We start from the raw sequence: 22684 nt of genomic DNA on the forward strand, positions 1-22684 counted from the left end.
GAGGGCATTATTTTTGCAGATGGTGGATGATGCGGCTGTGTTGCTTGGAGCGCTTCCAGAGTTGATTGTTGTGGAGGCGGAGCTTGTGGATGGCCTCCTCGTGTTGGTAGATCTTGTGTGTGATGAAGTCCTCCGTCTGACGAAGTTCATGGACCTCCACATCATGTTCCAACACCACGCCCACCAAAACCTCGAGATCGTTCAAAACCGTCTCGCGAATCCCACGCTGCACGGCTACGAAGAACTCTTGCAGGTCGTCCTTGGTCGCGACATTTTTGAGATCATCCTTGGTGGCGAAGTGCAGCAGGTCGTCCTTGGTCGCGACATTTTTGAGATCATCCTTGGTGGCGAAGTGCAGCAGGTCGTCCTTGGTCGCGAAGTTTTTGAGATCATCCTTGGTAACGAAGTGCAGCAGGTCGTCCTTGGTCGCGACATTTTGCATATCATCCTTGGTAACGAAGTTCTTCATCTCACCGCGGATTGCCGACACCTCCTGCTGAATAGACTGGACTTGCCCTTGCATGCGTTGCTCAAAAGCGATCTGGCGTTGCTCGATCGCATCGATCTTTGCCCCTTGGACTTCGGTGCGTTCGAGGAGTGCGCGGAGCATGTGGTGCATTTCTTCTTGGAGTTGTGCCATGACTGAATACCTCCCAATTTTTCAAATGGAGAACGAATGTTCCACACTTGAAACATTACCACGACCTCAAAACCGTTGCCTAGTCCTTAAATGAGAAAAAAAGTTTCCTAAGCTCTGCTGTTGGGCAAAATATGCTATAGTGGAGTACGATTCTGGAAATCGACAAGTTTTGACAGGCTAGGAGGAATTACATATGCAAGAGATCATCCAATCCGCCCGCACGGCCGTTCAAGCTGCCATCGGCTTCACCCATGAACCCTCTGGCACCTATACCTCGATTGCGCTTGAACAGGTTGCATCGATCATCGATCACACCCTGCTCAAGCCAGAAGCGACCCCCGACCAAATCGACAAACTCTGCGCCGAAGCGAAGCAATACCAGTTCGCCTCCGTCTGCATCAATCCGATTTATGTAGCACGATCAGCGAAAAACCTCGCCGGCACAGATGTCAAAGTCTGCACCGTCATCGGGTTTCCGCTCGGAGCGAACACCGCGGAAGTCAAAGCGTTTGAAGCCAAAAACGCCGTCGCCAACGGTGCACACGAAGTCGACATGGTCATCTCCAACGGACTGCTGCGAGCGGGTGACCTCAAAGCGGTCTACGAAGAGATCAAAGCGGTCGTCGATGCTGTCAAAGGCCACGCCCTGACCAAAGTGATCATCGAAACCTCCCTGCTCACCGACGAGCAAAAAGCGATCGCTTCCCTGCTCACCGTCGCCGCAGGAGCGGATTTTGTGAAAACGTCCACCGGCTTCTCCACGGGCGGTGCCACAGCGGCAGATGTCGCACTGATGCGCGCAATCGTCGGTCCGAACACGGGTGTCAAGGCATCCGGTGGTATCCGCTCCATCGCCGATGCCCAAGCTGTGATGGAAGCAGGAGCTGACCGCCTCGGCTGCTCCGCGGGTGTCTCGATCGTTCAAGGCCAAACCTCTACCGATTCGTACTAAGCCACGCCCTACAAACAGCGCGTGAAAAAGCGCAGGAACCTTTTCAGGTCCTGCGCTTGCTCACGCGGCTTTTTTGTCAGGCATCAGCCAGCACACCAGCTGTGCAAACCATTTGGTGAACGGCCAGACCGCAAGCGAGGAGATCACATTGAACAGCAGATGTGACGTCGCCACTTGTACCGCGATGTCCTGACTCACCCATGTACACATCGCGGCCAGTCCATGTACAAACGGCAGAAACGCCGCCACGCCCAGCACGTTCAGAATCACGTGTGCCAACGCCACTCGTTTGGCGTTGAGCGGCGTGCCGACAGCTGCGATGATCGAGGTGATGCAGGTGCCGATGTTGTTCCCGAGAATGATCGCTATCGCGCCTGGCAAGTCCACCAGCCCTTGCGAGGCCAGTACAATCGTCAGCATCGTCGTCGCCGTGCTCGACGTGATCAACGCGGTCAGCACAGCTCCAGCCAGCACACCGAGCAACGGATTCTGCGAGGAGAATGCCAACACATCACGGAACCACGGCATCGTTGACAACGGCGTTAACGCGCGCTCAATCAATTCCAGCGCGAGGAAGATCGCCGCAAACCCGAGCACTGCGAGGCCGATGTATTTGTAGGTGCCACGCAAAAACACCGACAGCAACACCCCGACCACCAGACACGGGATGATCAGTGACTCCAAGCCAAAAGACAAGACTTGGGTTGTCACGGTTGTCCCAATGTTGGTGCCGAGTATGACCCCGAGCGAGTCGGCAAACGTCATCGCCCCTGCGCTGACCAACCCGATCGCGATGATGCTGACACCTGCGCTCGAATGGATCAACGCCGTCAAGACCGTCCCGGTGAGCAAGCCTCGCGTGGACGTTTTGACGAAGCGTTTGATGATATCTGGCAATCGATCGACCGCCATGCGCTCCATACCTGTGCGCATGATCCACATCCCGGCGAGAAACCCGCCCAGACCTAAGCACAGCAGCAGCAGAGATTTCCACAGCATACGTTCCACCTCCAGGGACAAACTCACATATTAACGTGTATGCGAAGGAGAATGCATCTATGGCTCTCATCAAATTGAAAAAAACGCGCAACATGCGCCTCGAAGCAGGCAACCCGTGGGTGTTCAACAACGAGATCGAACGTCTCGAAGGCAAGGCAAACCCCGGCGACATCGTCGAGATCCAAGACTATCGCGGCCTGTTCCTCGCGCGCGGTTACTACAACCCAAAATCCCAGATCTCCGTCCGCGTGATGACCTATACGCAGGGCGAGGAGATCGACCAAGCGTTTTTCACCCGCAAAGTGCGCGAGTGTTATCACTACCGCAGCCGCTTTGTCGACTCCGATTCGTTCCGTCTGATCTATGGAGAAGCTGACTTCCTGCCAGGACTCGTCGTGGACAAGTTTGGCGACGTGCTGGTCGTCCAGATCCTCTCGTTGGGCATGGAAGTGCGCAAAGACCTGATCCTGAACGCGCTGAAGGAAGTGCTCAACCCAAAAGCGATCTACGAGCGCAGCGATGTCAGCGTCCGCAAACTAGAAGGCTTGGAGCAGCGCACTGGCCTCCTGTACGGCGAACTCGATGGCGATGTCGTGATCGAAGAGAACGGTCTGAAAATGCTCGTCGACGTCGTCGGCGGACAAAAGACCGGCTATTTCTTTGACCAACGCGAAAACCGTGCGGCGATCCGCGATCTCGTCAAGCAGAACGTCGAGGGCGAACCGGGTTCTTCGGTGCTGGAGTGCTTCTCGCACACCGGCTCCTTCACCGTCCACGCGGCGGCATTTGGCGCGCGCAACATCACCACGCTCGACATCTCCGAGCATGCGATCGACACTGCGATCAAAAACGTCGAACTCAACGGATTTGAAGACAAGGCGGACTTCGAGTTTGTCGTCGCCGATGCTTTTGAACAATTGCGCGAGTGGGAGCGGGAGAAGCGTCAGTGGGATGTGGTCATCCTCGATCCGCCCGCGTTTGCCAAAAACAAAAACGCCGTGACCGGCGCCTTGCGCGGGTACAAGGAAATCAACCTGCGCGGGATGAAATTGGTCAAGGAACGGGGCTTCCTCGTCACCGCTTCCTGCTCCTATCACATCGATCCAGACCTGTTCCTCGAGACGATTTCGGAAGCGGCCTTTGACGCGAAAAAAGTCTTGCGGTTGGTGGAATATCGAAGCGCTGGGAAGGATCATCCTAAATTACATGGGATGGACGAGAATAACTATCTCAAATTTGCGATCTTTGAAGTTCGAAGCCGTCGCTAATTTCTGGAAAGTGGCGAGTAAGGGAGGAGAAAGTTCCGCACTCGTCGAAGTAAACGGGTGTCATAGGAGAACAAGAGAGAAAGGGATTTTACTTTTCTCTGCCAATGGCTTATAATAACCGGGTACTTCAATGATCCCTCAGTTGACATAGTTTTACTTGGTATATTATAATGTTCTCTGACGGATTCTCGTTATTTGCCGCGTGTACTTCTCGGCTGATGTTGCTTGGCGGAGGGAGGGAAATTAGATGTCTGAAGTCAAGGTTCGTAAAAATGAATCTTTAGATAGCGCACTTCGTCGTTTCAAGCGTGCTACCGCTAAGGATGGCATCCTCGCGGAAGTTAAAAAACGCAAACATTACGACAAGCCCAGCGTAGCCCGCAAGAAAAAGTCGGAGGCTGCCCGCAAGAACAAGAAGAAATTCTAAGGAGGACGTTTTGAATCATGAGTTTAACCGAACGTCTTACCATTGACATGAAACAGGCGATGAAGGACAAGGATAAAGTCCGCTTGTCGGTTATTCGCATGGTTCGAACGGCGATGAAAAATCTCGAGATTGACGCCAAGCGTGAACTCTCCGATGAGGACGTCATCACCATCATGAATCGCGAACTGAAACAACGTCGCGATTCCCTCCAAGCTTTTATATCTGGTGGCCGCCAAGACCTGGTGGAGGATGCGAACGCAGAGATTCAAGTGCTGATCAGCTACCTCCCGGAGCAACTGTCTGAGGATGAAGTCCGTGCGATCGTCAAGGACTGCATCGCGGAAACAGGAGCAACTGGTAAGTCTGACATGGGAAAAGTCATGTCAGCACTGATGCCTAAGGTAAAAGGCCGTGCGGATGGCAAGCTCGTGAACCAAGTGGTTTCACAAGAGCTCCAATAGAAAAAGCGAAAAGACCATGTACTCATCTGAGTGCATGGTCTTTTTTTTGTCCTCAAGCCATACAACTGGAAAGACCCGCATATGTTCTAAGCAAAGGAGGGTGACATCAGTGCGCGCTTCTTGGCGGCAACGCGTGAAGAAAATGGCAGCCGAAATGCTGGATGTACCAAAGGATTCGGTGTTGGATGTGCCGCGTATCACCCTCATCGGTGGCTTGCAGCTGTACGTGGAGAACTACCGGGGCATCGTGGAGTTTCGCGATGACCTCTTACGCCTCGCCCTGTCGGAAGGCCACTTGCACGTCAACGGCAAGGAACTCGTAATCAAGCAGATCTTCCCGACCGAGGTGGTCATCGAGGGGAGCATCAGCGGCATTAAATACCTAGACTAAACTTACGACGAATCGCAACAGGAGGATCGGATCATGCTCGGAAGATGGCTTTTGGATTTTTGGCGAGGCTATGTAGTGCTGAGCGTGAACGGTGCGCGGGTCCCGGAGTTGATAAACCGGGCGACCGCCTCTGGGATCATGTTCTGGGAGATCCGCCAGACGCAGGAGGACACCTTTCGCCTGCGGATGCATCGCGATGATGTGAAGCGCTTGCGTCACATCCTGCGGGAAACCGGCACGCGGATTCACTTTGAACGCAAACTGGGACTTCCGTTTCTGGCGTGGCGCGCGTGGAGGAGGAAGTTCTTCCTCGCGGGCGCCCTCACGTTTCTCATCTCGTTCTATGTGTTGACTTCGATGGTCTGGAACGTCGAAGTGGTCGGTGACCTCAAACGGGTGTCACCGGAAACCGTACAGGAAGTCGCCAAGGAGGTCGGTCTCCACCGCTGGGCTTGGAAAGACAAACTGCCAGATACGGACATTCTACAGGGACAACTGCTCGACAAAATGCCCGAGTTGGCGTTTGTCGGGGTGAAAGTGCAAGGCACGAAAGTCACGATCCAAGCGGTGGACAAAATCCCTGGCACCACCCCGCAGCCGACCGACCCGCAGAACATCGTCTCCACGAAGCACTCCACGATCAAGGAGATTTTTGTACACAAAGGCAAAGCGGCCGTCGTGCGCGGTCAAGTGGTACAAGTCGGGCAAGTCTTGATCAACGGCAGTCTGAACAACGGCACCAAGAACGTTCACGCCACCGGCATGGTCAAGGCGGAAACTTGGTACCGCACCGACCTCGAGGTGCCGCTGGAAGCACAGAGCAAGGTCTACACGGGCAACGCCGTCGAGAAACACTTCCTGACCTTCTGGGGGCACCCCGTGCAGATCTGGGGCTATGGACAGATCCCATTCCAAGAAATGGAGACGCACAACGACGACAAAGCGCTGACGATCGGCAGTTTTACCTTCCCGATCCAGTACCGTCATGCGCTCTACCAAGAATCGCAAACCGAGAAAACAACGTTGACCGAAGCGGAGGCCGTCGAGTTGGCGCAAGCGTTCGCCAAGGCGGATGTGCTCACTCAATTGGGAAAAAACGGTACGGTGGAGAGTCAAAATGTTTTGCGTCGAGAATTGAAAGATGGTAAGTTAGAGATACGCATCCTGAATAAGGCGATTGAGGACATCGGCCGCCCGCAAAGTTTTACACCTCAAGCACCAGCGGAGCCAGACGCTAAGACGAAACAATAACGGGTATTCTATATAGAACGTATTCAGCAGAAGGAGTGGGATCCTCAATTGGACAAACAATGGGTCACCAAAAAACTCGTACTGAAGGATAACCACGAAGCGACGCTTTTGTTCGGGCCGCACGATGCCTACATGAAGCAGATCGAGGCAGAGTTTGCCGCGAAGATTCACGCGCGCGGCGTCGAAGTGACGCTGAGCGGCGACGCGGAGGAGTTGGAAACGCTCGAGTCGCTTTTCGACACGCTGCTGAAGCTGATACGCAAGGGGCAACAAGTCAAGGAACGCGACATCGCCTACGCGATCAAGCTGGCGAAGCAAGGTGCTGCGGAGGAACTGCTTGAGCTGTATTCGGAGGAGATTGCCACCACGTTCAAGGGCAAGTCGATTCGGATCAAGACACTCGGCCAACGCGACTACATACGTGCGATCAAAAAGCGCGACATCGTGTTCGGCGTCGGTCCGGCAGGTACCGGGAAAACCTATCTCGCGGTCGTCATGGCCGTCCAAGCGCTCAAGAAAAACGAAGTGAAACGCATCGTCCTGACCCGCCCCGCCGTCGAAGCGGGGGAGAACCTCGGCTTCCTGCCGGGTGACTTGCAGGAGAAGGTCGATCCGTATCTGCGCCCGCTCTATGATTCGCTGTACGATGTGCTGGGACAAGAGACCACCACGAAGTACATGGAGCGCGGTCTGATCGAAGTCGCACCGCTCGCCTACATGCGGGGTCGGACACTTGAGGATTGCTACGTGATCTTGGACGAAGCGCAGAATACCACCCAGGAACAGATGAAGATGTTCCTGACTCGTCTGGGCTTCGGGTCCAAGATGGTCGTCACAGGCGACGTGACCCAGATCGACTTGCCGCGTGGCAAGCAATCCGGGTTGAACCACGCGCTTCGCGTGTTGCAAAATGTTGAGGACATCTCGCTGATCTTCCTCACCGAGCAAGACGTGGTCCGTCACCACCTCGTCCAGAAAATCATCCAGGCGTATGACTTGAACGCCGAAGCGTAACTACAGCCCTGAGTTTCAGGGGAGAGGCTGACTGTAAGGAGACGAACTAGTTATGAGGAGCAATCTGCTGAAACATATCCGCCAGATCACACTGAGTCCGGAACTGCGGCAGAGCCGTTCGCTCCGGCTCTCGATCTACGTCGTCCTCTCGGCCTTGCTCTATTTTCTCTTCCTCGGCAACGTGTTGCCTGAGCGTTTTAATTACGACGTCGGCTCTGTGGCGGAGAAAACGATCAAGGCCCCGACCGATGCGCTCGACACGCAGGTGACGAAACGGTTGCGCGATGAGGCCCGCAAGGAAGTGGGGCCTCAGTTCAACAAGGACTTCGAAGTCGAGGAAAAGGTCTACCAGAGCATCAACATCTTCCTCGACTACGTGAAAAAAGTCGCGGCCGATCCTGCGGCAAGCGACAAGTTGGCGGCATTTAAAGCGCTGCATCCACCGATCACCGTCTCTGATGAGACGTTGATCAAACTGCTGGAGCAAAGCCCCGACACGATCTCCTCCTACAAAAAAGAAGCGGCCCGCGTCACGCAGAAGCTCTACTCGGAGAACATCACCGATGACAACCTGCCGAACACCGGCTCCAAGCTCGACGCGCAATTGGCTTACTCAGATCTCGATCGCGAAGGCCGGCTGATCGTCAAGGAGTTCGTGCAACCGATCATCCGCCCGAACATGATCTACGACCAAGAAGCGACCTCCAAAAAGCGGGAGGATGCGGCGCAGAGCACGATGCCGGTGCAGATCAACAAAGGTGAGATCATCGTCAAGCAAGGCGAGCGCATCGACGAAGAGAAACTCTCCAAGCTAGAAGACTTGAAGCTGCTCTCGAAGCGTCCGAACTACCGGATGTACTTCGGGTTCGCTGGTTGCATCCTGCTCTGGATGCTCTGCTTCGCATCCTACCTGGAGATGACCCGTCACAAGTTGGCGCGCAACAACCTGTTGCTACTCTGTGGGAGCATCATCGTGTTGCTGACCGCCTTAGGTATCAAGACGATCACGCTGTTCCTCCCCTTGGGATTCCCGAACATCGGGTATCTGACTCCGATTGCGATGGGCACGATGTTAATAACGATTCTGTTCGACATGCAATTGGGCATCATGCTGTCGTTCCTGTTTGCGCTCTTGACGGGCGTGGCGTTTGACTTGGCGTTTCAGTATGTGTTTGCGTCGTTCATCGGCGGTTTGGTCGGGGCCTTTGCCGTATCGCGAGTCAAGCATCGTCTCGTGATCATGCGGGCGGGCTTCCTGATCGCCGGAATCAACCTCGTGACGATCTCCGCGATGCAGGCGCTAACCTCCTCGACGGGCAGTGAGTTGACGCAGTATCTGCAATCGTTGTTGTACGGGATCATCAACGGTGTCTTCTCCGCGGTCGTTACGATCGGCGTATTGCCGTTCCTCGAGAGCACATTTGGCATCCTCACTCCGATCTCGTTGCTGGAGCTGTCCAACCCGAACCACCCGCTGTTGAAAAAGCTGCTTATGGAGGCACCGGGCACGTACCATCACTCGCTTATCGTCGGCAACTTGGCGGAAGCAGCGGCGGAGCGGGTCGGAGCAGACGCCTTGATCTGCCGTGTCGGGGCCTACTTCCACGACGTTGGCAAGATGAAGCGTCCGCTGTTCTTCATCGAGAACCAGATGTCGAAGGACAACCCGCATGACAAGATCGCACCGACACTTTCACACCTGATCATCACTTCGCACGTGCGCGACGGGTTGGAGATGCAGGAGGAAGCCCGCTTGCCGAAGCCGATTCGCGACATCTGCGAACAGCATCACGGGACGACGATCCTCTGGTATTTCTACAACAAAGCGCTGGAGCAGGACAAAAGCGGCTCGATCTCGCCGGATGACTTCCGCTATCCAGGCCCGAAGCCGCAGTCGAAGGAAGCGGCGATCGTCATGCTCTGTGACGCGGTCGAAGCGGCGGTGCGCGCCATGAACCGCCCGACACCGAACCGCATCGAATCGGTGATCCACAAGATCGTCAAGGACCGTCTCAACGACGGGCAACTTGATGAGTGCAACTTGACGCTCAAGGACCTCGACAAAGTCAGCGATGCATTCCTGCGTACGCTCAACGGAGTCTATCACGCGCGTATCGAGTACCCGGAACTTCCGAAATCGAACTAACCTACCTTGAAGGAGACGACCCCATGTCCGAAGAGAACATCGAGAGAATCATCGTCGAAGTCGTCGACGAGCACGGCGAAGAGTTCGCTTTTCACGTGGAAGAACTGCTGACCCAAGCGATTCGCGCCGCAGCCCGCTACGAAGAAATTGCCGCTGGGGAAGTGGTGGTATCGCTGGTCGATGACGAAGCGATCCAGGAATTGAACAAAACGTACCGGGGCAAGGACGCTCCGACAGATGTCTTGTCATTTGCGATGCAAGAGGGCGAGGACGACGAGATGGAGATCCATTTCGACGAAGCGGATGAAGTCGAGGAAGACACCACGCTCGGCGATATCATCATCTCGATTCCGACTTGTAAGCGCCAAGCAGAGGAGTACGGGCACAGCTTCGAGCGCGAATTGGCGTTTCTCGCCGTGCACGGCTTCTTGCATCTGATCGGTTATGACCACATGACACCAGAGGATGAGAAGGAGATGTTCAGCCGCCAAGAGGCGATCCTCGAGACGGCAGGCTTCACGCGGGGGTGACCCAATTGTCTGGCATCCAGAAATTGCTGAAGAGCTTCTCCTACGCGATCGAAGGCATGATGCATACGCTGAACACCCAGCGCAACATGCGCATCCACTTCGGGGTAGCATTTCTCGCGATGATCTTGGCGCTGTTCCTCGATCTGTCCAAGACGGAGATCATCCTGTTGTTTTTCTCAATCGTACTCGTGGTGGCTGCCGAGTTGTTCAACACAGCGATCGAGGCTGTGGTCGACTTGGTCACCCGCGACTATCACCCGCTTGCCAAGACTGCCAAAGACGTGGCGGCGGCCGCCGTCCTCCTGACGGCAGGTCATGCGGTGATAGTCGGTTTTTTTGTCTTCGCAGACAAAATTGTTCCGCTACATCTACGGCATTGGGATGCGACAGGGGGGATGGCGGTCTACGTCGCTTTTATCCCGCTGGGGTTGCTGGTGTTGCTTCTGATCTCCTGGCGGGCCTACCTGCGCTTCAAGCGCAACCATACATAATGAGGTGAACCACATGGAACGACATCAATTGATCGACCGCGCACGCTCTGCTCGAGAGAACGCCTATGTTCCGTACTCGAAGTTCCCGGTCGGAGCGGCGTTGCTCCTCGACGACGGGCGCGTCATCAGCGGCTGCAACATCGAAAACGCTTCCTATGGCCTCTCCAACTGTGCAGAGCGCACCGCGATATTTAAAGCGGTCTCAGAAGGGAAGCCTACCATTAAGCACATCGCGGTCATCGCCGACACCGATGGCCCTGTCTCACCGTGCGGCATGTGCCGCCAAGTGATGGCGGAGTTCTGCTCACCAGAAACCCCGGTCACGTTGACCAATCTCAAAAACGATGTACTTGAAACCACTGTGGGCGAATTGCTGCCCTTTGCTTTTCTAAAGGAGGATCTCGATGAGTCAGTCAACAAAGCAAACGGATAATACCACCAGCCAACAAACACACTCAGGATTTGTCGCCATCATCGGCCGTCCGAACGTCGGTAAATCGACCCTGATGAACTTCATGATCGGCCAGAAAGTCGCGATCATGTCTGACAAGCCGCAGACCACCCGCAACCGGATTCATGGCGTGCTGACCCGCGAAGAGGGCCAGATCATCTTCATGGACACCCCTGGCATTCACAAGCCGAAGCACAAACTCGGTGAGCAGATGGTCAGAACGGCGATCGACACGCTCAATGGCGTCGAGGCGGTGCTGTTCATCGTCGACGCGACGATGCCCAAGGGCGCAGGTGATGAGTACATCATCGAAATCCTGAAAAAAGTCAAAGACACCCCGGTCTATCTGTTGATCAACAAGGTCGACATCGTGGAAAAAAACACCCTGCTCGGCATCATCTCGTCGTACAAAGACGACTACCCGTTTGCCGAAATCATTCCGATCTCGGCGAAGACGGGCGACAACGTCGACCGCCTCGTCGACAACCTGATGGACCGCTTGCCGGAAGGTCCATATTACTACCCGCCGGATATGGTCACCGACCATCCGGAGCGTTTTATCATCGCAGAATTGATCCGTGAGAAGTGCCTGCACCACACGCGTGAAGAAGTGCCGCACTCGATCGCTGTCGAGATCGAGCGCATGCAATTCCGCGAAGAGAAGGACATGCTGGTCGTCTATGCTGCCATCTACACGGAGCGCGAGACGCAGAAGGCGATCATCATCGGCAAGCAAGGGGCGCTGCTCAAGAAAATTGGACAACTCGCTCGCCATGACATCGAGCGTCTGATGGGCTCCAAGGTGTACCTTGAACTGTGGGTAAAAGTCAAGGAAGACTGGCGTAACCGCGAGCACATGTTGCGCAACTTTGGCTTCTCCGAAGAGTAAGCCACTGGCACGCATTCGGCGCAGAACTCCAAGCAATTCCATAGTATAGGGTAGGGACGGATTGCGAACTCTAGGGTTACACTGTTTGGCACCCTCACTTTGGAACGAAAGGGATGAGCTGCATGCGTGATTTCTCGTGGCGATATTTCGAAAGTACAGGTGAGATTGATGCCTACTTACTCTATAAAGAGCATCAAACGATTTGCAACTCCTGCAGCAGCTCCGAAGATGCAGAGCCGGTCCTCAACCATTCGGAAGGGGAACCGGTGGCGGAGTAAGGAGCGAACGGTGGCAACTCCATGAAAAAAGTAGATGCCCTCGTCTTGCGGACGATCGACTATGGAGAGAGCCACAAGATCCTAACGCTCCTCACTCCAACGTATGGGAAGATCGCCGTGATGGCACGCGGTGCCAAAAAGCCGTCCAGCCAACTTGGTTCGATCTCCCAGCCTTTTACATACGGCACCTACCTGCTCATGATCAGTGAGCGGGGGATGGGAACCGTGGCACAAGCTGATCTGATCGATTCCTTTCGCAAGATTCGCGAGGACTTGTTCAAGACCGCCTACGCATCGTATATGATGGAACTCATCGATCGATTTACAGAAGAACGCGAACCGTCGGCGGGGATCTTCCTGCTTGCGCTGACGTTGCTATCATACCTCGCGGACGACAAGGACCCGGAAGTCCTGATGCGGTTGACCGAAGTGAAGATGCTCGATTTTGCAGGAATTCGTCCCGACCTGTTCCATTGTGCGAACTGTGGACAACCTGTGGAGACGACGATTCGCTTTAGCATCATCAAGGGCGGCCCCTTGTGTAGCGATTGTCAAGCATCTGATGAGCGTGCGATCTGGATCAAGCCTGCGACGTTGCGGCTTTTGCAAACGTTTCAAGCGATGGACGTGCGCCGCTTAGGTGAGATCAATGTCGGAGAGGACGTCCGGCGTCAGATGAACAAAGTCTTGCGTCAGTACTACGACGAATACAGCGGCGTTCAATTGCGCACGCGAGCCTTTTTGGATCAGCTTCACAAATACGAACTCGATTTCTAGCCTTGTGAGGAGTGGTGAACAAAATGGCACAGCCGACGCTTGAGAAGATCGATATCCTGCGCCAGCGTTGCGACATCAGCTATGCGGCAGCCTGCGCTGTGCTGGAGCGCAACAACGGCAACGTGGTACAGGCGCTGATTGAGATGGAGAGCACCGATGGCAAGCCGGATCTGATGGAACAGGTCGAGGAGCGGATGACGGTGATGGGCCACGACTTGTGGGACAAGATCCAAGACCTTGTCCGCAGTGGACAGACCACCAAGATACGTGTGATGAAGGGGGGTCGCACGGTGTTGACGATCCCGACCGCAGTAGGCGCAGTCACCGCGATGTTGTTCCCCTACGTGACGTTAGCCGCCACGGTCGCAGCGATGGCTGGCAAGTACGTCCTCGTCTGGGACAAGCGCCAGCCGAGCAGCACCGGACGGGAAGTCAACACTGGCCACGCGCCCGGCGTGATGAACGTCCACCACGAAGAAGTGGTCGCGACCCCTTGCGAACTCCAGACGGTGCAGCACTAAGCACGAGGAAAAAGGAGCCACCCGCGATCTGCGGATGGCTCCTTTTTTTGCGTAGATGCTGCTTTAGACTGGGTTGGGTGTGGCTTTTTCCTCCGGCGGTTCACTTGATTGTACCGGACGAATGCGGAAGTACAGCATGAGCACCAGCGCGAGTGCGATGACGACGAACGAGGTCCACTGGGCGGCGGTGAGGCCGGCAAAGCGGTCGGTATCGCCGCGCAGGAATTCAAGCATCAAGCGGCCGAACGAATAGAGGATGTTGTAGAACAGGAACAAGTAGCCGGTCGGGAACTTGCGCATCTTGAGGATGAACAGCAAGGCAAGCACGACGAGGTCCCACTGGCCTTCCCAGACTTCGGCGGGCCAGAGCGGTTGGCTGCCGTACACGTCGTAGGCATACGTGCCGGGCGGATAGACCAGACCGAACCCGCTGTCGGTCGGAGAACCGAAGGCATCGCCGTTCATCAAGCAAGCGATCCGCCCGACAGCCTGTCCGAGGATGACGCCAGGGGCTGCGAGGTCAGCGAACTCCCAGAAGTTGATTTTGTTAAAGTAGGTATACAGCCCGCCGCCGACGAAGCCGCCGACTAAGCCGCCCTGAATCGACATGCCGCCGTTCCAGATCGCGAACATCTCGCTGAGATGTTGGGAGTAGTAGTGCCATTCGAAAAAGAGCACTTGCCAGAGTCGTGCGCCGATGATCGAACCAAGGATCGCCCAGACGACGAGGCTGAGCACGTGGTCTTCGTACTTGCCCGCTTGCTTGGCCATGTACATCGTCAGGCCCGCCGCGAGCAAGATTGCAAATGCTACGATCGTGCCGTATGAACGCACTTCAAAGCTGCCGATTTGAAACAAAATCTGATGCAATGTGATACCTCCCTGAGTCTAAGGTGATTGCTACCATTGTAGCGAACCTTGGACGAGAAGGAAAGGTGTCTCAGGCGCGCGCGATCAGGATCGACCCCGCAACGATCAACACACAACCTGCGACGATGCCGAAACTGATCTTTTCCTTTAAGAAGAGCGCGGCGAGGATCAGCGTGAACACCACGCTCAGGCGGTCGATCGGTGCGACTTTGGAAGCAGGTGCCAGTCGCAACGCGCCGAAGTAAAACATCCACGACGCCGCCCCGGCGAGCCCAGAGAAGAGAATGAACAGCAAGGCCTTGAAATCGACCGTCTTGATCTGGCCGAGCGACCCGGTGAACGCGACAAAAATCACCGATGCCCCTGCCATCACCACGGCGCGGATCGCCGTCGCCAAGTTGCTGTCCACCTCGCTCATGCCGATTTTGCCGAGGATGGCGACCAGCGAGGCGAAGGCAGCAGACAACAGGGCCATGACCAACCAACTCATGAGAAATCCCTCCCATTGCGATGTTTATTTCTTGGTATGCCCAAGCAAGCGCGGGGAAATGAATTTTTTTGTGAAAATGGCAGGGGTAGGCATGGCAGGATTGAGTGAACTGCGATATAGTATATACTATATAGCTCATTCGAACTTATCAGTATGTCACAATAAGTAGTAGGCAAAGGTGGTGTGCACCATCGAACTATCAAAACGACAACAGCAGATCTTGGCTATCGTCCGTGAGGAAGGCCCGATCACCGGGGAACACATCGCCGATCAACTCGGCCTGACGCGGGCGACGTTGCGCCCGGACCTCGCGATCCTCACGATGGCGGGCTTTCTCGAAGCACGACCGCGTGTAGGCTATTTTTACGCAGGGAAAAAGACGGGCCAGATCTTTGGCGACCAGTTCCGCAAGATGCTGGTGCGCGAATACAAGGCCGTGCCGATCGTCGTCACGGAGAACACGTCGGTGTACGACGCGATTGTGATGATGTTTATGGAAGACGTCGGCAGTATTTTCGTCGTGCGTGACAAAGGTCTGCTGACCGGCGTCGTCTCGCGCAAGGATTTGCTGAAAGTAGCGATTGGCAACCAAGACACCCGCGAAGTGCCCGTGTCGCTTGCGATGACCCGGATGCCGAACATCGTGACGGTGACCGGTGACGACAGCGTGTATGACGCCGCCAAGAAGCTGATCGATTTCCAGATCGACTCCTGTCCGGTGGTGCGTCCGCTTGATGAGACGGGGCGCAATTTTGAAGTGATCGGCCGCTTTACCAAGACGACCATCGCCAAAGTCTTTGTAGAACTTGGCGACAACCGAGAAGTGTAGGAGGAGGCGACAACCCATGACCGCACCGCTCCCGATTGTGTATGTAGTATCTGATTCCGTTGGTGAAACCGCCGAATTTGTTGTCCGAGCCGCAGCTAGTCAGTTCAACGGTGGACGCGTCGAGATTCGCCGGATCTCCTATGTCGATGACATCGAGCCGATTCGCGAAGTGATTCAAGCGGCCAAGGAAGCCAACGCACTCGTCGGCTTCACGCTGGTGTTGCCGGAGATGCGCGAGGCGTTGTTGCGCGAAGCTACGGAACAAGGCGTGATCGCCGTCGACATCCTCGGTCCGATGATCCAAGCGTTCTCCAAGATCAACAACCAGAGTCCGAAAAATCTGCCGGGCCTCGTCCACCAGTTGGACGACGAGTACTTCCGCCGCGTCGAAGCGATTGAATTCGCCGTCAAGTATGACGATGGCAAGGACCCGCGCGGTCTGCTGCGTGCGGATGTCGTGTTGATCGGGGTCTCGCGAACCTCGAAGACACCGCTCTCGATGTTCCTCGCCCACAAGCGATTGAAGGCAGCCAACGTCCCGCTCGTACCTGAAGTGACACCGCCGGAGGAGCTTTTTGAAGTCAACCCGCGCAAAGTGATCGGGCTGACGATCTCGCCGGACGAACTGAACCTGATCCGCACCGAACGCTTGAAAGCGCTTGGGTTGCGCTCACAAGCCAACTATGCGGCACATGAACGCATCCTCTCCGAACTTGAGTACGCCGAAAAGATCATGAAGAAAATCGGTTGCCCAGTGATAAACGTCTCGAATAAAGCGGTCGAAGAAACGGCCAGCATCATTATGGACATCATCAAACGGGGAGGTCGCGGGTAACGATGAGCAAATTTGTCTACCTTTTTGACGAAGGAAATGCAGGGATGAAGGAACTGTTAGGCGGCAAGGGTGCCAATCTCGCGGAGATGACGCGCGCAGGACTGCCGGTGCCGGAGGGCTTCACGATCTCCACAGAAGCTTGCAACCAGTACCACGTGAACGGCCGTGAACTGTCAGCCGACATGCTTGCTGAGATCGCCTCCGCGCTGACCGACCTGGAACAGCGCACGCAGAAAAAGTTTGGCGACCCGGCCAATCCTTTGCTGGTCTCGGTACGCTCTGGTTCCGTATTCTCGATGCCGGGCATGATGGACACCGTCCTCAACCTGGGCTTGAACGACCAGACGGTGGAAGGCTTGGCTGTTTTGACGGGCAACGCCCGTTTCGCCTACGACTGCTACCGCCGCTTCCTGCAGATGTTTGGGGATGTCGTACTGGGGATCGACCACTACTACTTCGAACAGATCCTCGAGGACGTCAAGCATGACCGTGGCGTCGAACACGATCCTGACCTGACCGCCGATGATTGGAAAGCGATCATCGAGCGCTACAAGAAACTCGTCATCAAGGAGACACGCTCTGAATTCCCGCAAGACCCGCAGGAGCAACTGCGACTCTCGATCCAAGCGGTATTCGCCTCTTGGAACAACCAGCGCGCCATCGTCTACCGCCGCATCAACAAGATCCCTGACCACCTCGGCACGGCTGTCAACGTGCAGTCGATGGTGTTTGGCAACTTGGGCGAGGATTCCGGCACTGGGGTTGCGTTCACGCGCAATCCGTCGACTGGTGAACGCGTACTTTACGGCGAGTTTCTGATCAACGCGCAAGGGGAGGATGTCGTGGCTGGCATTCGTACTCCACAGCCGATCAGCGCCTTGCAGAACGTCCTGCCAGAAGTTTATGGAGAGTTCGAGGCGATCTGCGAACGTCTGGAGCAGCACTATCAAGACTTGCAGGACATCGAATTCACGGTCGAGCGCGGCAAACTCTACATCCTGCAGACCCGCAATGGCAAGCGCACTGCACACGCCGCTGTCAAAGTGGCCGTCGATCTCTGTAGCGAGGGCGTCATCTCGCAACAGGAGGCCTTGATGCGCGTCGACCCGGAAGCGCTTGACCAACTGTTGCACCGTCGCATCGACGCCACGGCCAAGCTCAACGTCATCGCGACCGGTCTGCCGGCCTCGCCAGGGGCGGCGAGCGGTGTGATCGTATTTGACGCGGACCTTGCCGACAAGTGGGCGGGGGATGGGCGTCAGGTCATCCTCGTGCGCCCGGAGACCACCCCAGACGACATCCACGGCATCGTGGCGGCACAGGGCATCCTGACCACGCGTGGTGGGATGACTTCGCATGCGGCTGTCGTTGCACGGGGGATGGGCAAACCTTGCATCTGCGGCTGTGAAGATTTGCGCATCGACCTTGAGGGGAAAAAAGTCACCGTCCGCGACGTTACACTTCGCGAAGGTGACTTGCTCTCCATCGACGGCGGAACCGGTCGAGTGATCCTCGGCGATGTGCCGTTGATCGACCCGGAACTGTCGCCGGAATTCCAACAGTTGCTCGGGTGGGCGGATGAGGTGCGCCGTCTCGATGTGCGCGCCAACGCCGACAACCCAGAGGATGCTGCCAAAGCGCGTGAATTCGGTGCCCAAGGCGTCGGTCTCTGCCGCACGGAGCACATGTTCATGGCGGCGGAGCGCGTGCCGATCGTTCAGGAGATGATCCTCGCCGAGACGTTTGAGGAACGGATGGAAGCGCTTGACAAACTGTTGCCGATGCAACAGCAGGACTTCGAAGGCATCCTGCGCAGCATGGAAGGCCTGCCGGTGACGATTCGCCTGCTCGACCCGCCGCTGCATGAGTTTTTGCCGAATCTGGAAGACTTGGTCGTGGAACTGACCAAACTGCGCCTGCAAGAGGACGTCGAACGCCGCACGATCCGTGCCAAGGAATCGCTGATCCGCAAAGTCCGTGCCTTGCACGAGTTCAACCCGATGCTCGGACATCGCGGTTGCCGTCTCGGCATCACGTTCCCGGAGATCTACGCGATGCAGGTGCGGGCGATCTTCCAAGCGACCGCCCAGTTGAAGGCGGAAGGTGTCGATGCGATCCCGGAAGTGATGATTCCGCTGGTCGGTCACGTCAACGAGTTGAAGGAGATGCGCCACTTGGTGCTCCAGACCGCTGAGATGGTCATGGAAGAGACCGGGCACAAGTTTGAGTTCCTCGTCGGCACGATGATCGAGATTCCGCGTGCTGCGTTGACCGCCGATGAGATTGCACAGGAGGCGGACTTCTTCTCCTTTGGTACAAATGACTTGACGCAGACGACGTTTGGTTTCTCGCGCGACGATGCGGAAGGCAAGTTCCTGCAACACTACCTGCAAAGCAAACTGCTCGCCGACAATCCGTTCCAAGTCCTCGATCAGGACGGTGTCGGGCAGCTGGTGAAGCTGGCGACCGAGAAAGGCCGCACCGTGAAGCCCGGCCTGAAACTGGGCATCTGCGGCGAGCACGGCGGGGAGAAACACTCGATCGATTTCTGCTACCGTACAGGCTTGGACTATGTGTCCTGCTCACCGTTCCGCGTGCCGATCGCCCGATTGGCGGCCGCACAATCTACGATTCGACATGCCCACTAGGCATCTAGAAATCAGAAAAACCCCTGCGTTGCAAGCAGGGGTTTTTCCTAATTTGTGAACGTTATGTGCAAAGAAGGATTTTTTCCAAACAGGAGCGTACATATAAGGGAACACGGGTAAACGATCTTGACAAACAGAACCAAATGCGCTAGAGAACGGAATATTTGTGGACCCGAGGGTCTATACTAGGGACGTATTTGACACAGGAACGCAAATGCTATTTGTCGAATTATGTCCTAGTGTAAAATTTGTAGAAGGAATTCGGTAAGGATCGTAGAATATGTACGATGCTTGATCTGACGGGTGTATTGCCCTGCAAAAATGTGTCGCGGTTGCAGAAGGATATTGTAGAACGTTGGCGAATATCTACCGTACTCGGTTTGTGACCGATCTCGTTTAAAGGGTGATGACCAGTTGAGAAGGCGGATTCCGGATGAGATTGTGGAACGAGTACGCCAACACTTCGACATTGTGGACGTCATCGGGGAATATGTTGGACTGAAGAAATCGGGCCGGGGATCGTATGCAGGACTCTGTCCGTTTCACAACGAAAAGTCCCCGTCGTTTCATGTAACTCAAGACAAGCAACTGTACCATTGCTTCGGTTGCTCAGCGAGCGGCAACCTCTTCACTTTTCTGATTGAAAAGGAAGGGATCACGTTCCAAGAGGCAGTTGAGCGGTTGGCCCAACGGGCGAACATCGCGCTGCCAGCCGAAGAGATGGAGGATGTCGAATCTCCCGAGTACAAGCGGCGCAAGGAGATGCTACGCGCCCATGAACTTGCAGCTAAGTATTACAACCACATCCTGATGAACACCGAGCACGGCAAACTTGGGCTTCGCTATCTGGAAGAACGTGGGATCTCCCGCATCACCATCGAGGCGTTCCAACTTGGGTATGCGCCTGATGCTTGGGATGTGTTGCGCAAATTTCTGCTCAAGCGGGGATTTGCGGAAGAGTTATTGTTCGAAGCAGGGTTATTGTCAGAAGCGCAGAATGGTAAGGGGAGATACTTCGATAAATTTCGTCACCGTGTGATGTATCCCATCCACGACGCCCAGGGTCATGTGATCGGCTTTGGCGGACGGGTGCTCTCGAAGGACTCTGGACCGAAGTATCTGAACTCGCCGGAGACGCCGCTGTTCCACAAAGGTCGGCATCTTTACAACCTACACCGCGCGCGCTCCACGATGCGCTCCGAGGGTCGAGTCCTCGTCCTCGAAGGTTACATGGATGTGATCGCCGCGTACCAGGCGGGTGTGCAGAACGTGGTCGCCGTGCTCGGAACGGCGCTGACGAACGATCATGTGCGGCTCTTGCAACGCAACGTGCAGGAGATCGTGATGATGTTCGACGGTGACGCAGCGGGTCAGAAGGCCGCACTTCGCTCCGCAGAGGTGGTCAAGGACGCCGATGTGAAGACGCGGGTCGCCACACTGCCGGAAGGGCTCGACCCGGACGACTTTCTGAAAAAATATGGCAAGGACGCATTCGTCCGTGCGATACAAGACAATGCTTCTTCGATGACAACCTTCCGCATACTCTCGATGCGCAAGGATTACAACCTCTCCACCGATGTCGGACGGGAGGATTACCTCAAAGCGGTGATCCAAACGGTTCTCACAGATGTCTCCTCACCGATGGAGCTGGAAAAGCAACTCAAGGAGCTCTCCGATGAGTTTGGCGTGTCGGTTGACGCGCTCGATCAGGAGGTCAGGCTAGCGAAGAAAAGCGCCCCCGCTGGGGATAAACCTGACAGGAAGTGGAATACTAATAGAAATAATGCGGATGGAATGAGCGTTGCCAGATCTGGCAACAGAGCCTCTACACCATTGCCTGCAAACATCGTAGCTGAACGCATACTCCTTACTCATATGTTAATCGATGAAGGGGTAGCAAGACAAGTTCAAGACGAGCTTGCTGACGAATTTTCTGTGGATGAACACATGGTGCTCGCCGCCCACCTGTACGCGTTCTACGCGGAACATGAGCGAGCCCAACCTCAACTGTTCATTTCAGGACTCGAAGACCGCGAGCTGGTGAAGTTGACGACAACGCTCCTGCTCAAGGCTGACGAGCTGGACAGACGTCCTGAATTTGTTGAAGAATATATTCAGCGCATCCGGGTATTTCAGCTGGAGCGCGAGTTGAAGCGTTTCGAACACCAGTATATCGAATGTGGGAATCGAATGGACTGGGAAGGAATGAGGGTAGCAAGTGACGAAGTGAAACGTATACAGGCCCTCATCTCAGCCCTGAAGAACGCAACAACCCAATGAACAATAGCAGTCATTACTCCTTAGGGGAAGGAGGGGTCGGGATGGTGAAAAACGTGAAAGACGGAGAAGCACAAACTCTTACGCTTGAGGAAGTCAAGCAATCACTCGTGGAAGTTGGCAAAAAACGCGGCGTGATCACATACAGTGAGATCATGGACAAACTTTCGCCGTTCGATCAAGACTCCGATCAGATCGACGAATTCTTCGACCATGTGTCTGAACAGGGGATTGAAGTCATCAATGAAGCGGATGAAGATCCGTCGTTCCAAGAAGATGATGAAGAGGATGAAGAAGGTGGACCGAAGGGCCGTCTCGAGGAGGAAGAATTCGACCTCAGCGATTTGACCGTACCACCGGGCATCAAAATCAACGACCCTGTACGGATGTACTTGAAGGAAATTGGCCGTGTTCCGCTGCTTTCTGCTGAAGAAGAGATCAAGCTTGCGCAGCGCATCGAGGAGGGCGACGAGGAAGCGAAACGCCGTCTGGCGGAAGCGAACCTGCGTCTGGTCGTCTCGATTGCCAAGCGTTATGTCGGTCGTGGCATGTTGTTCCTCGACTTGATCCAAGAGGGCAACATGGGTCTGATCAAAGCAGTCGAAAAGTTCGACTACAACAAAGGCTACAAGTTCTCGACGTATGCGACTTGGTGGATTCGCCAAGCGATCACCCGTGCGATCGCTGACCAAGCCCGCACGATCCGAATTCCGGTGCACATGGTAGAAACGATCAACAAACTGATCCGTATCTCGCGCCAACTCCTGCAAGAACTTGGCCGTGAACCGGCTGCCGAGGAAATTGCAGCTGAGATGGACATGAGCCCAGATAAAGTCCGTGAGATTCTCAAGATCGCCCAAGAACCGGTCTCCCTCGAGACGCCGATCGGCGAAGAGGACGACTCGCACCTCGGCGACTTCATCGAGGACCAGGACGCACTGGCTCCAGCAGATGCTGCGGCTTACGAACTCCTGAAGGAACAGCTCGAAGACGTGCTGGATACGTTGACGGAGCGTGAGGAGAACGTGTTGCGCCTGCGCTTCGGCCTTGATGATGGACGTACTCGTACACTTGAGGAAGTCGGCAAAGTATTCGGCGTCACCCGCGAACGGATTCGCCAGATCGAAGCGAAAGCGCTCCGCAAGTTGCGCCATCCGAGCCGTAGTAAACGTCTCAAGGATTTCCTTGAATAAATTTTATCGGCACTCACTTTCGCAGTGAGTGCTTTTGTTTTACAATCAAGTAGAGA

General features: G+C 55.3%; 24 protein-coding genes. 20 read left to right on the forward strand and 4 right to left on the reverse strand.

All coding sequences use genetic code 11. From position 1 onward, the window contains the following. Positions 1–7: 7 nt before the first annotated feature. Positions 8–640 carry a hypothetical protein gene (locus C7459_RS16315; RefSeq protein WP_109690362.1) on the reverse strand — a complete coding sequence of 211 codons (633 nt, stop codon included), beginning with the start codon at positions 638–640 and terminating at the stop codon, positions 8–10. A 193-nt stretch (positions 641–833) separates the two neighbouring features. Here C7459_RS16315 and deoC point away from each other — a divergent pair, with 193 nt between their 5' ends. After that, on the forward strand, positions 834–1592 hold the full coding sequence (gene deoC, locus C7459_RS16320; RefSeq protein WP_109690363.1) for a deoxyribose-phosphate aldolase: 759 nt from the start codon (positions 834–836) through the stop codon (positions 1590–1592). A gap of 60 nt (positions 1593–1652) precedes the next feature. On the opposite strand, the gene C7459_RS16325 is transcribed toward deoC, so the two are convergent. After that, complete coding sequence (locus tag C7459_RS16325; RefSeq protein ID WP_109690364.1) at positions 1653–2591, reverse strand: Na/Pi cotransporter family protein; 939 nt, start codon at positions 2589–2591, stop codon at positions 1653–1655. Positions 2592–2650: 59 nt separating this feature from the next. On the opposite strand from C7459_RS16325, the gene C7459_RS16330 reads away from it, so the two are divergent. The 14 genes from C7459_RS16330 (at position 2651) to C7459_RS16395 (ending at position 13486) form a co-directional block, all read left to right on the forward strand. Further along, on the forward strand, positions 2651–3859 hold the full coding sequence (locus C7459_RS16330) for a class I SAM-dependent rRNA methyltransferase (RefSeq protein ID WP_109690365.1): 1209 nt from the start codon (positions 2651–2653) through the stop codon (positions 3857–3859). Positions 3860–4106: 247 nt separating this feature from the next. Continuing rightward, positions 4107–4286, forward strand: a complete 180-nt coding sequence (rpsU, locus tag C7459_RS16335; RefSeq protein WP_109690366.1) for a 30S ribosomal protein S21 — start codon at positions 4107–4109, stop codon at positions 4284–4286. A 17-nt stretch (positions 4287–4303) separates the two neighbouring features. After that, positions 4304–4747 (forward strand): GatB/YqeY domain-containing protein, encoded by a 444-nt coding sequence (locus tag C7459_RS16340; RefSeq protein ID WP_109690367.1) that lies wholly within the window; start codon positions 4304–4306, stop codon positions 4745–4747. A 109-nt stretch (positions 4748–4856) separates the two neighbouring features. Beyond that, entirely contained in the window at positions 4857–5138 is a 282-nt protein-coding gene (gene yqfC, locus C7459_RS16345; RefSeq protein WP_245884593.1) for a sporulation protein YqfC, read from the forward strand. A 33-nt stretch (positions 5139–5171) separates the two neighbouring features. Beyond that, positions 5172–6389, forward strand: a complete 1218-nt coding sequence (yqfD, locus tag C7459_RS16350; protein WP_109690368.1) for a sporulation protein YqfD — start codon at positions 5172–5174, stop codon at positions 6387–6389. A 48-nt stretch (positions 6390–6437) separates the two neighbouring features. Continuing rightward, entirely contained in the window at positions 6438–7403 is a 966-nt protein-coding gene (locus C7459_RS16355; RefSeq protein WP_245884594.1) for a PhoH family protein, read from the forward strand. A 52-nt stretch (positions 7404–7455) separates the two neighbouring features. Further along, the gene (locus tag C7459_RS16360) at positions 7456–9549 is read left to right on the forward strand and encodes an HD family phosphohydrolase (protein ID WP_109690369.1); all 2094 of its coding nucleotides are present in this window, start codon (positions 7456–7458) and stop codon (positions 9547–9549) included. 23 nt (positions 9550–9572) lie between these two features. After that, positions 9573–10079 (forward strand): rRNA maturation RNase YbeY, encoded by a 507-nt coding sequence (gene ybeY / locus C7459_RS16365; protein ID WP_109690370.1) that lies wholly within the window; start codon positions 9573–9575, stop codon positions 10077–10079. Beyond that, positions 10076–10570: a diacylglycerol kinase gene (locus C7459_RS16370; protein WP_109690371.1), complete on the forward strand. Its 495-nt coding sequence runs from the start codon at positions 10076–10078 to the stop codon at positions 10568–10570. Before ybeY ends, C7459_RS16370 begins: the two co-directional genes overlap by 4 nt. Beyond that, entirely contained in the window at positions 10563–11003 is a 441-nt protein-coding gene (locus C7459_RS16375) for a cytidine deaminase (protein WP_484419086.1), read from the forward strand. The genes C7459_RS16370 and C7459_RS16375 overlap by 8 nt, the downstream gene beginning before the upstream one ends. After that, a complete protein-coding gene (gene era, locus C7459_RS16380; protein ID WP_109690373.1) occupies positions 10975–11910 on the forward strand; it encodes a GTPase Era in 936 nt (311 codons plus the stop codon). Before C7459_RS16375 ends, era begins: the two co-directional genes overlap by 29 nt. 122 nt (positions 11911–12032) lie before the next feature. After that, complete coding sequence (locus C7459_RS16385) at positions 12033–12188, forward strand: YqzL family protein (protein ID WP_109690374.1); 156 nt, start codon at positions 12033–12035, stop codon at positions 12186–12188. Positions 12189–12209: 21 nt separating this feature from the next. Then, positions 12210–12965, forward strand: coding sequence for a DNA repair protein RecO (recO, locus tag C7459_RS16390; protein ID WP_109690375.1), 756 nt, complete (start codon positions 12210–12212; stop codon positions 12963–12965). 23 nt (positions 12966–12988) lie between these two features. Further along, positions 12989–13486, forward strand: coding sequence for a DUF4342 domain-containing protein (locus tag C7459_RS16395; RefSeq protein WP_109690376.1), 498 nt, complete (start codon positions 12989–12991; stop codon positions 13484–13486). A gap of 63 nt (positions 13487–13549) precedes the next feature. Here C7459_RS16395 and lgt read toward each other — a convergent pair whose 3' ends face one another. Together lgt and C7459_RS16405 are read right to left on the reverse strand one after the other, a co-directional pair. Continuing rightward, positions 13550–14356: a prolipoprotein diacylglyceryl transferase gene (lgt, locus tag C7459_RS16400; RefSeq protein WP_109690377.1), complete on the reverse strand. Its 807-nt coding sequence runs from the start codon at positions 14354–14356 to the stop codon at positions 13550–13552. Between the two features lie 70 nt (positions 14357–14426). After that, positions 14427–14846, reverse strand: coding sequence for an EamA family transporter (locus tag C7459_RS16405; protein WP_109690378.1), 420 nt, complete (start codon positions 14844–14846; stop codon positions 14427–14429). 181 nt (positions 14847–15027) lie between these two features. Here C7459_RS16405 and ccpN point away from each other — a divergent pair, with 181 nt between their 5' ends. The 5 genes from ccpN to rpoD all read left to right on the forward strand — a co-directional run bounded on the left by ccpN (position 15028) and on the right by rpoD (position 22628). Further along, positions 15028–15675 (forward strand): transcriptional regulator CcpN, encoded by a 648-nt coding sequence (gene ccpN, locus C7459_RS16410; RefSeq protein WP_170119506.1) that lies wholly within the window; start codon positions 15028–15030, stop codon positions 15673–15675. Positions 15676–15691: 16 nt separating this feature from the next. Beyond that, positions 15692–16510, forward strand: a complete 819-nt coding sequence (locus C7459_RS16415) for a pyruvate, water dikinase regulatory protein (RefSeq protein ID WP_109690379.1) — start codon at positions 15692–15694, stop codon at positions 16508–16510. A 2-nt stretch (positions 16511–16512) separates the two neighbouring features. Then, complete coding sequence (gene ppdK / locus C7459_RS16420) at positions 16513–19158, forward strand: pyruvate, phosphate dikinase (protein ID WP_109690380.1); 2646 nt, start codon at positions 16513–16515, stop codon at positions 19156–19158. A gap of 414 nt (positions 19159–19572) precedes the next feature. Next, complete coding sequence (gene dnaG / locus C7459_RS16425) at positions 19573–21438, forward strand: DNA primase (protein ID WP_109690381.1); 1866 nt, start codon at positions 19573–19575, stop codon at positions 21436–21438. Between the two features lie 41 nt (positions 21439–21479). Continuing rightward, positions 21480–22628 (forward strand): RNA polymerase sigma factor RpoD, encoded by a 1149-nt coding sequence (gene rpoD, locus C7459_RS16430; RefSeq protein WP_109690382.1) that lies wholly within the window; start codon positions 21480–21482, stop codon positions 22626–22628. The last annotated feature ends 56 nt before the right edge of the window (positions 22629–22684 follow it).

The organism is Tumebacillus permanentifrigoris (genome assembly GCF_003148565.1).
Taxonomy (GTDB): domain Bacteria; phylum Bacillota; class Bacilli; order Tumebacillales; family Tumebacillaceae; genus Tumebacillus; species Tumebacillus permanentifrigoris.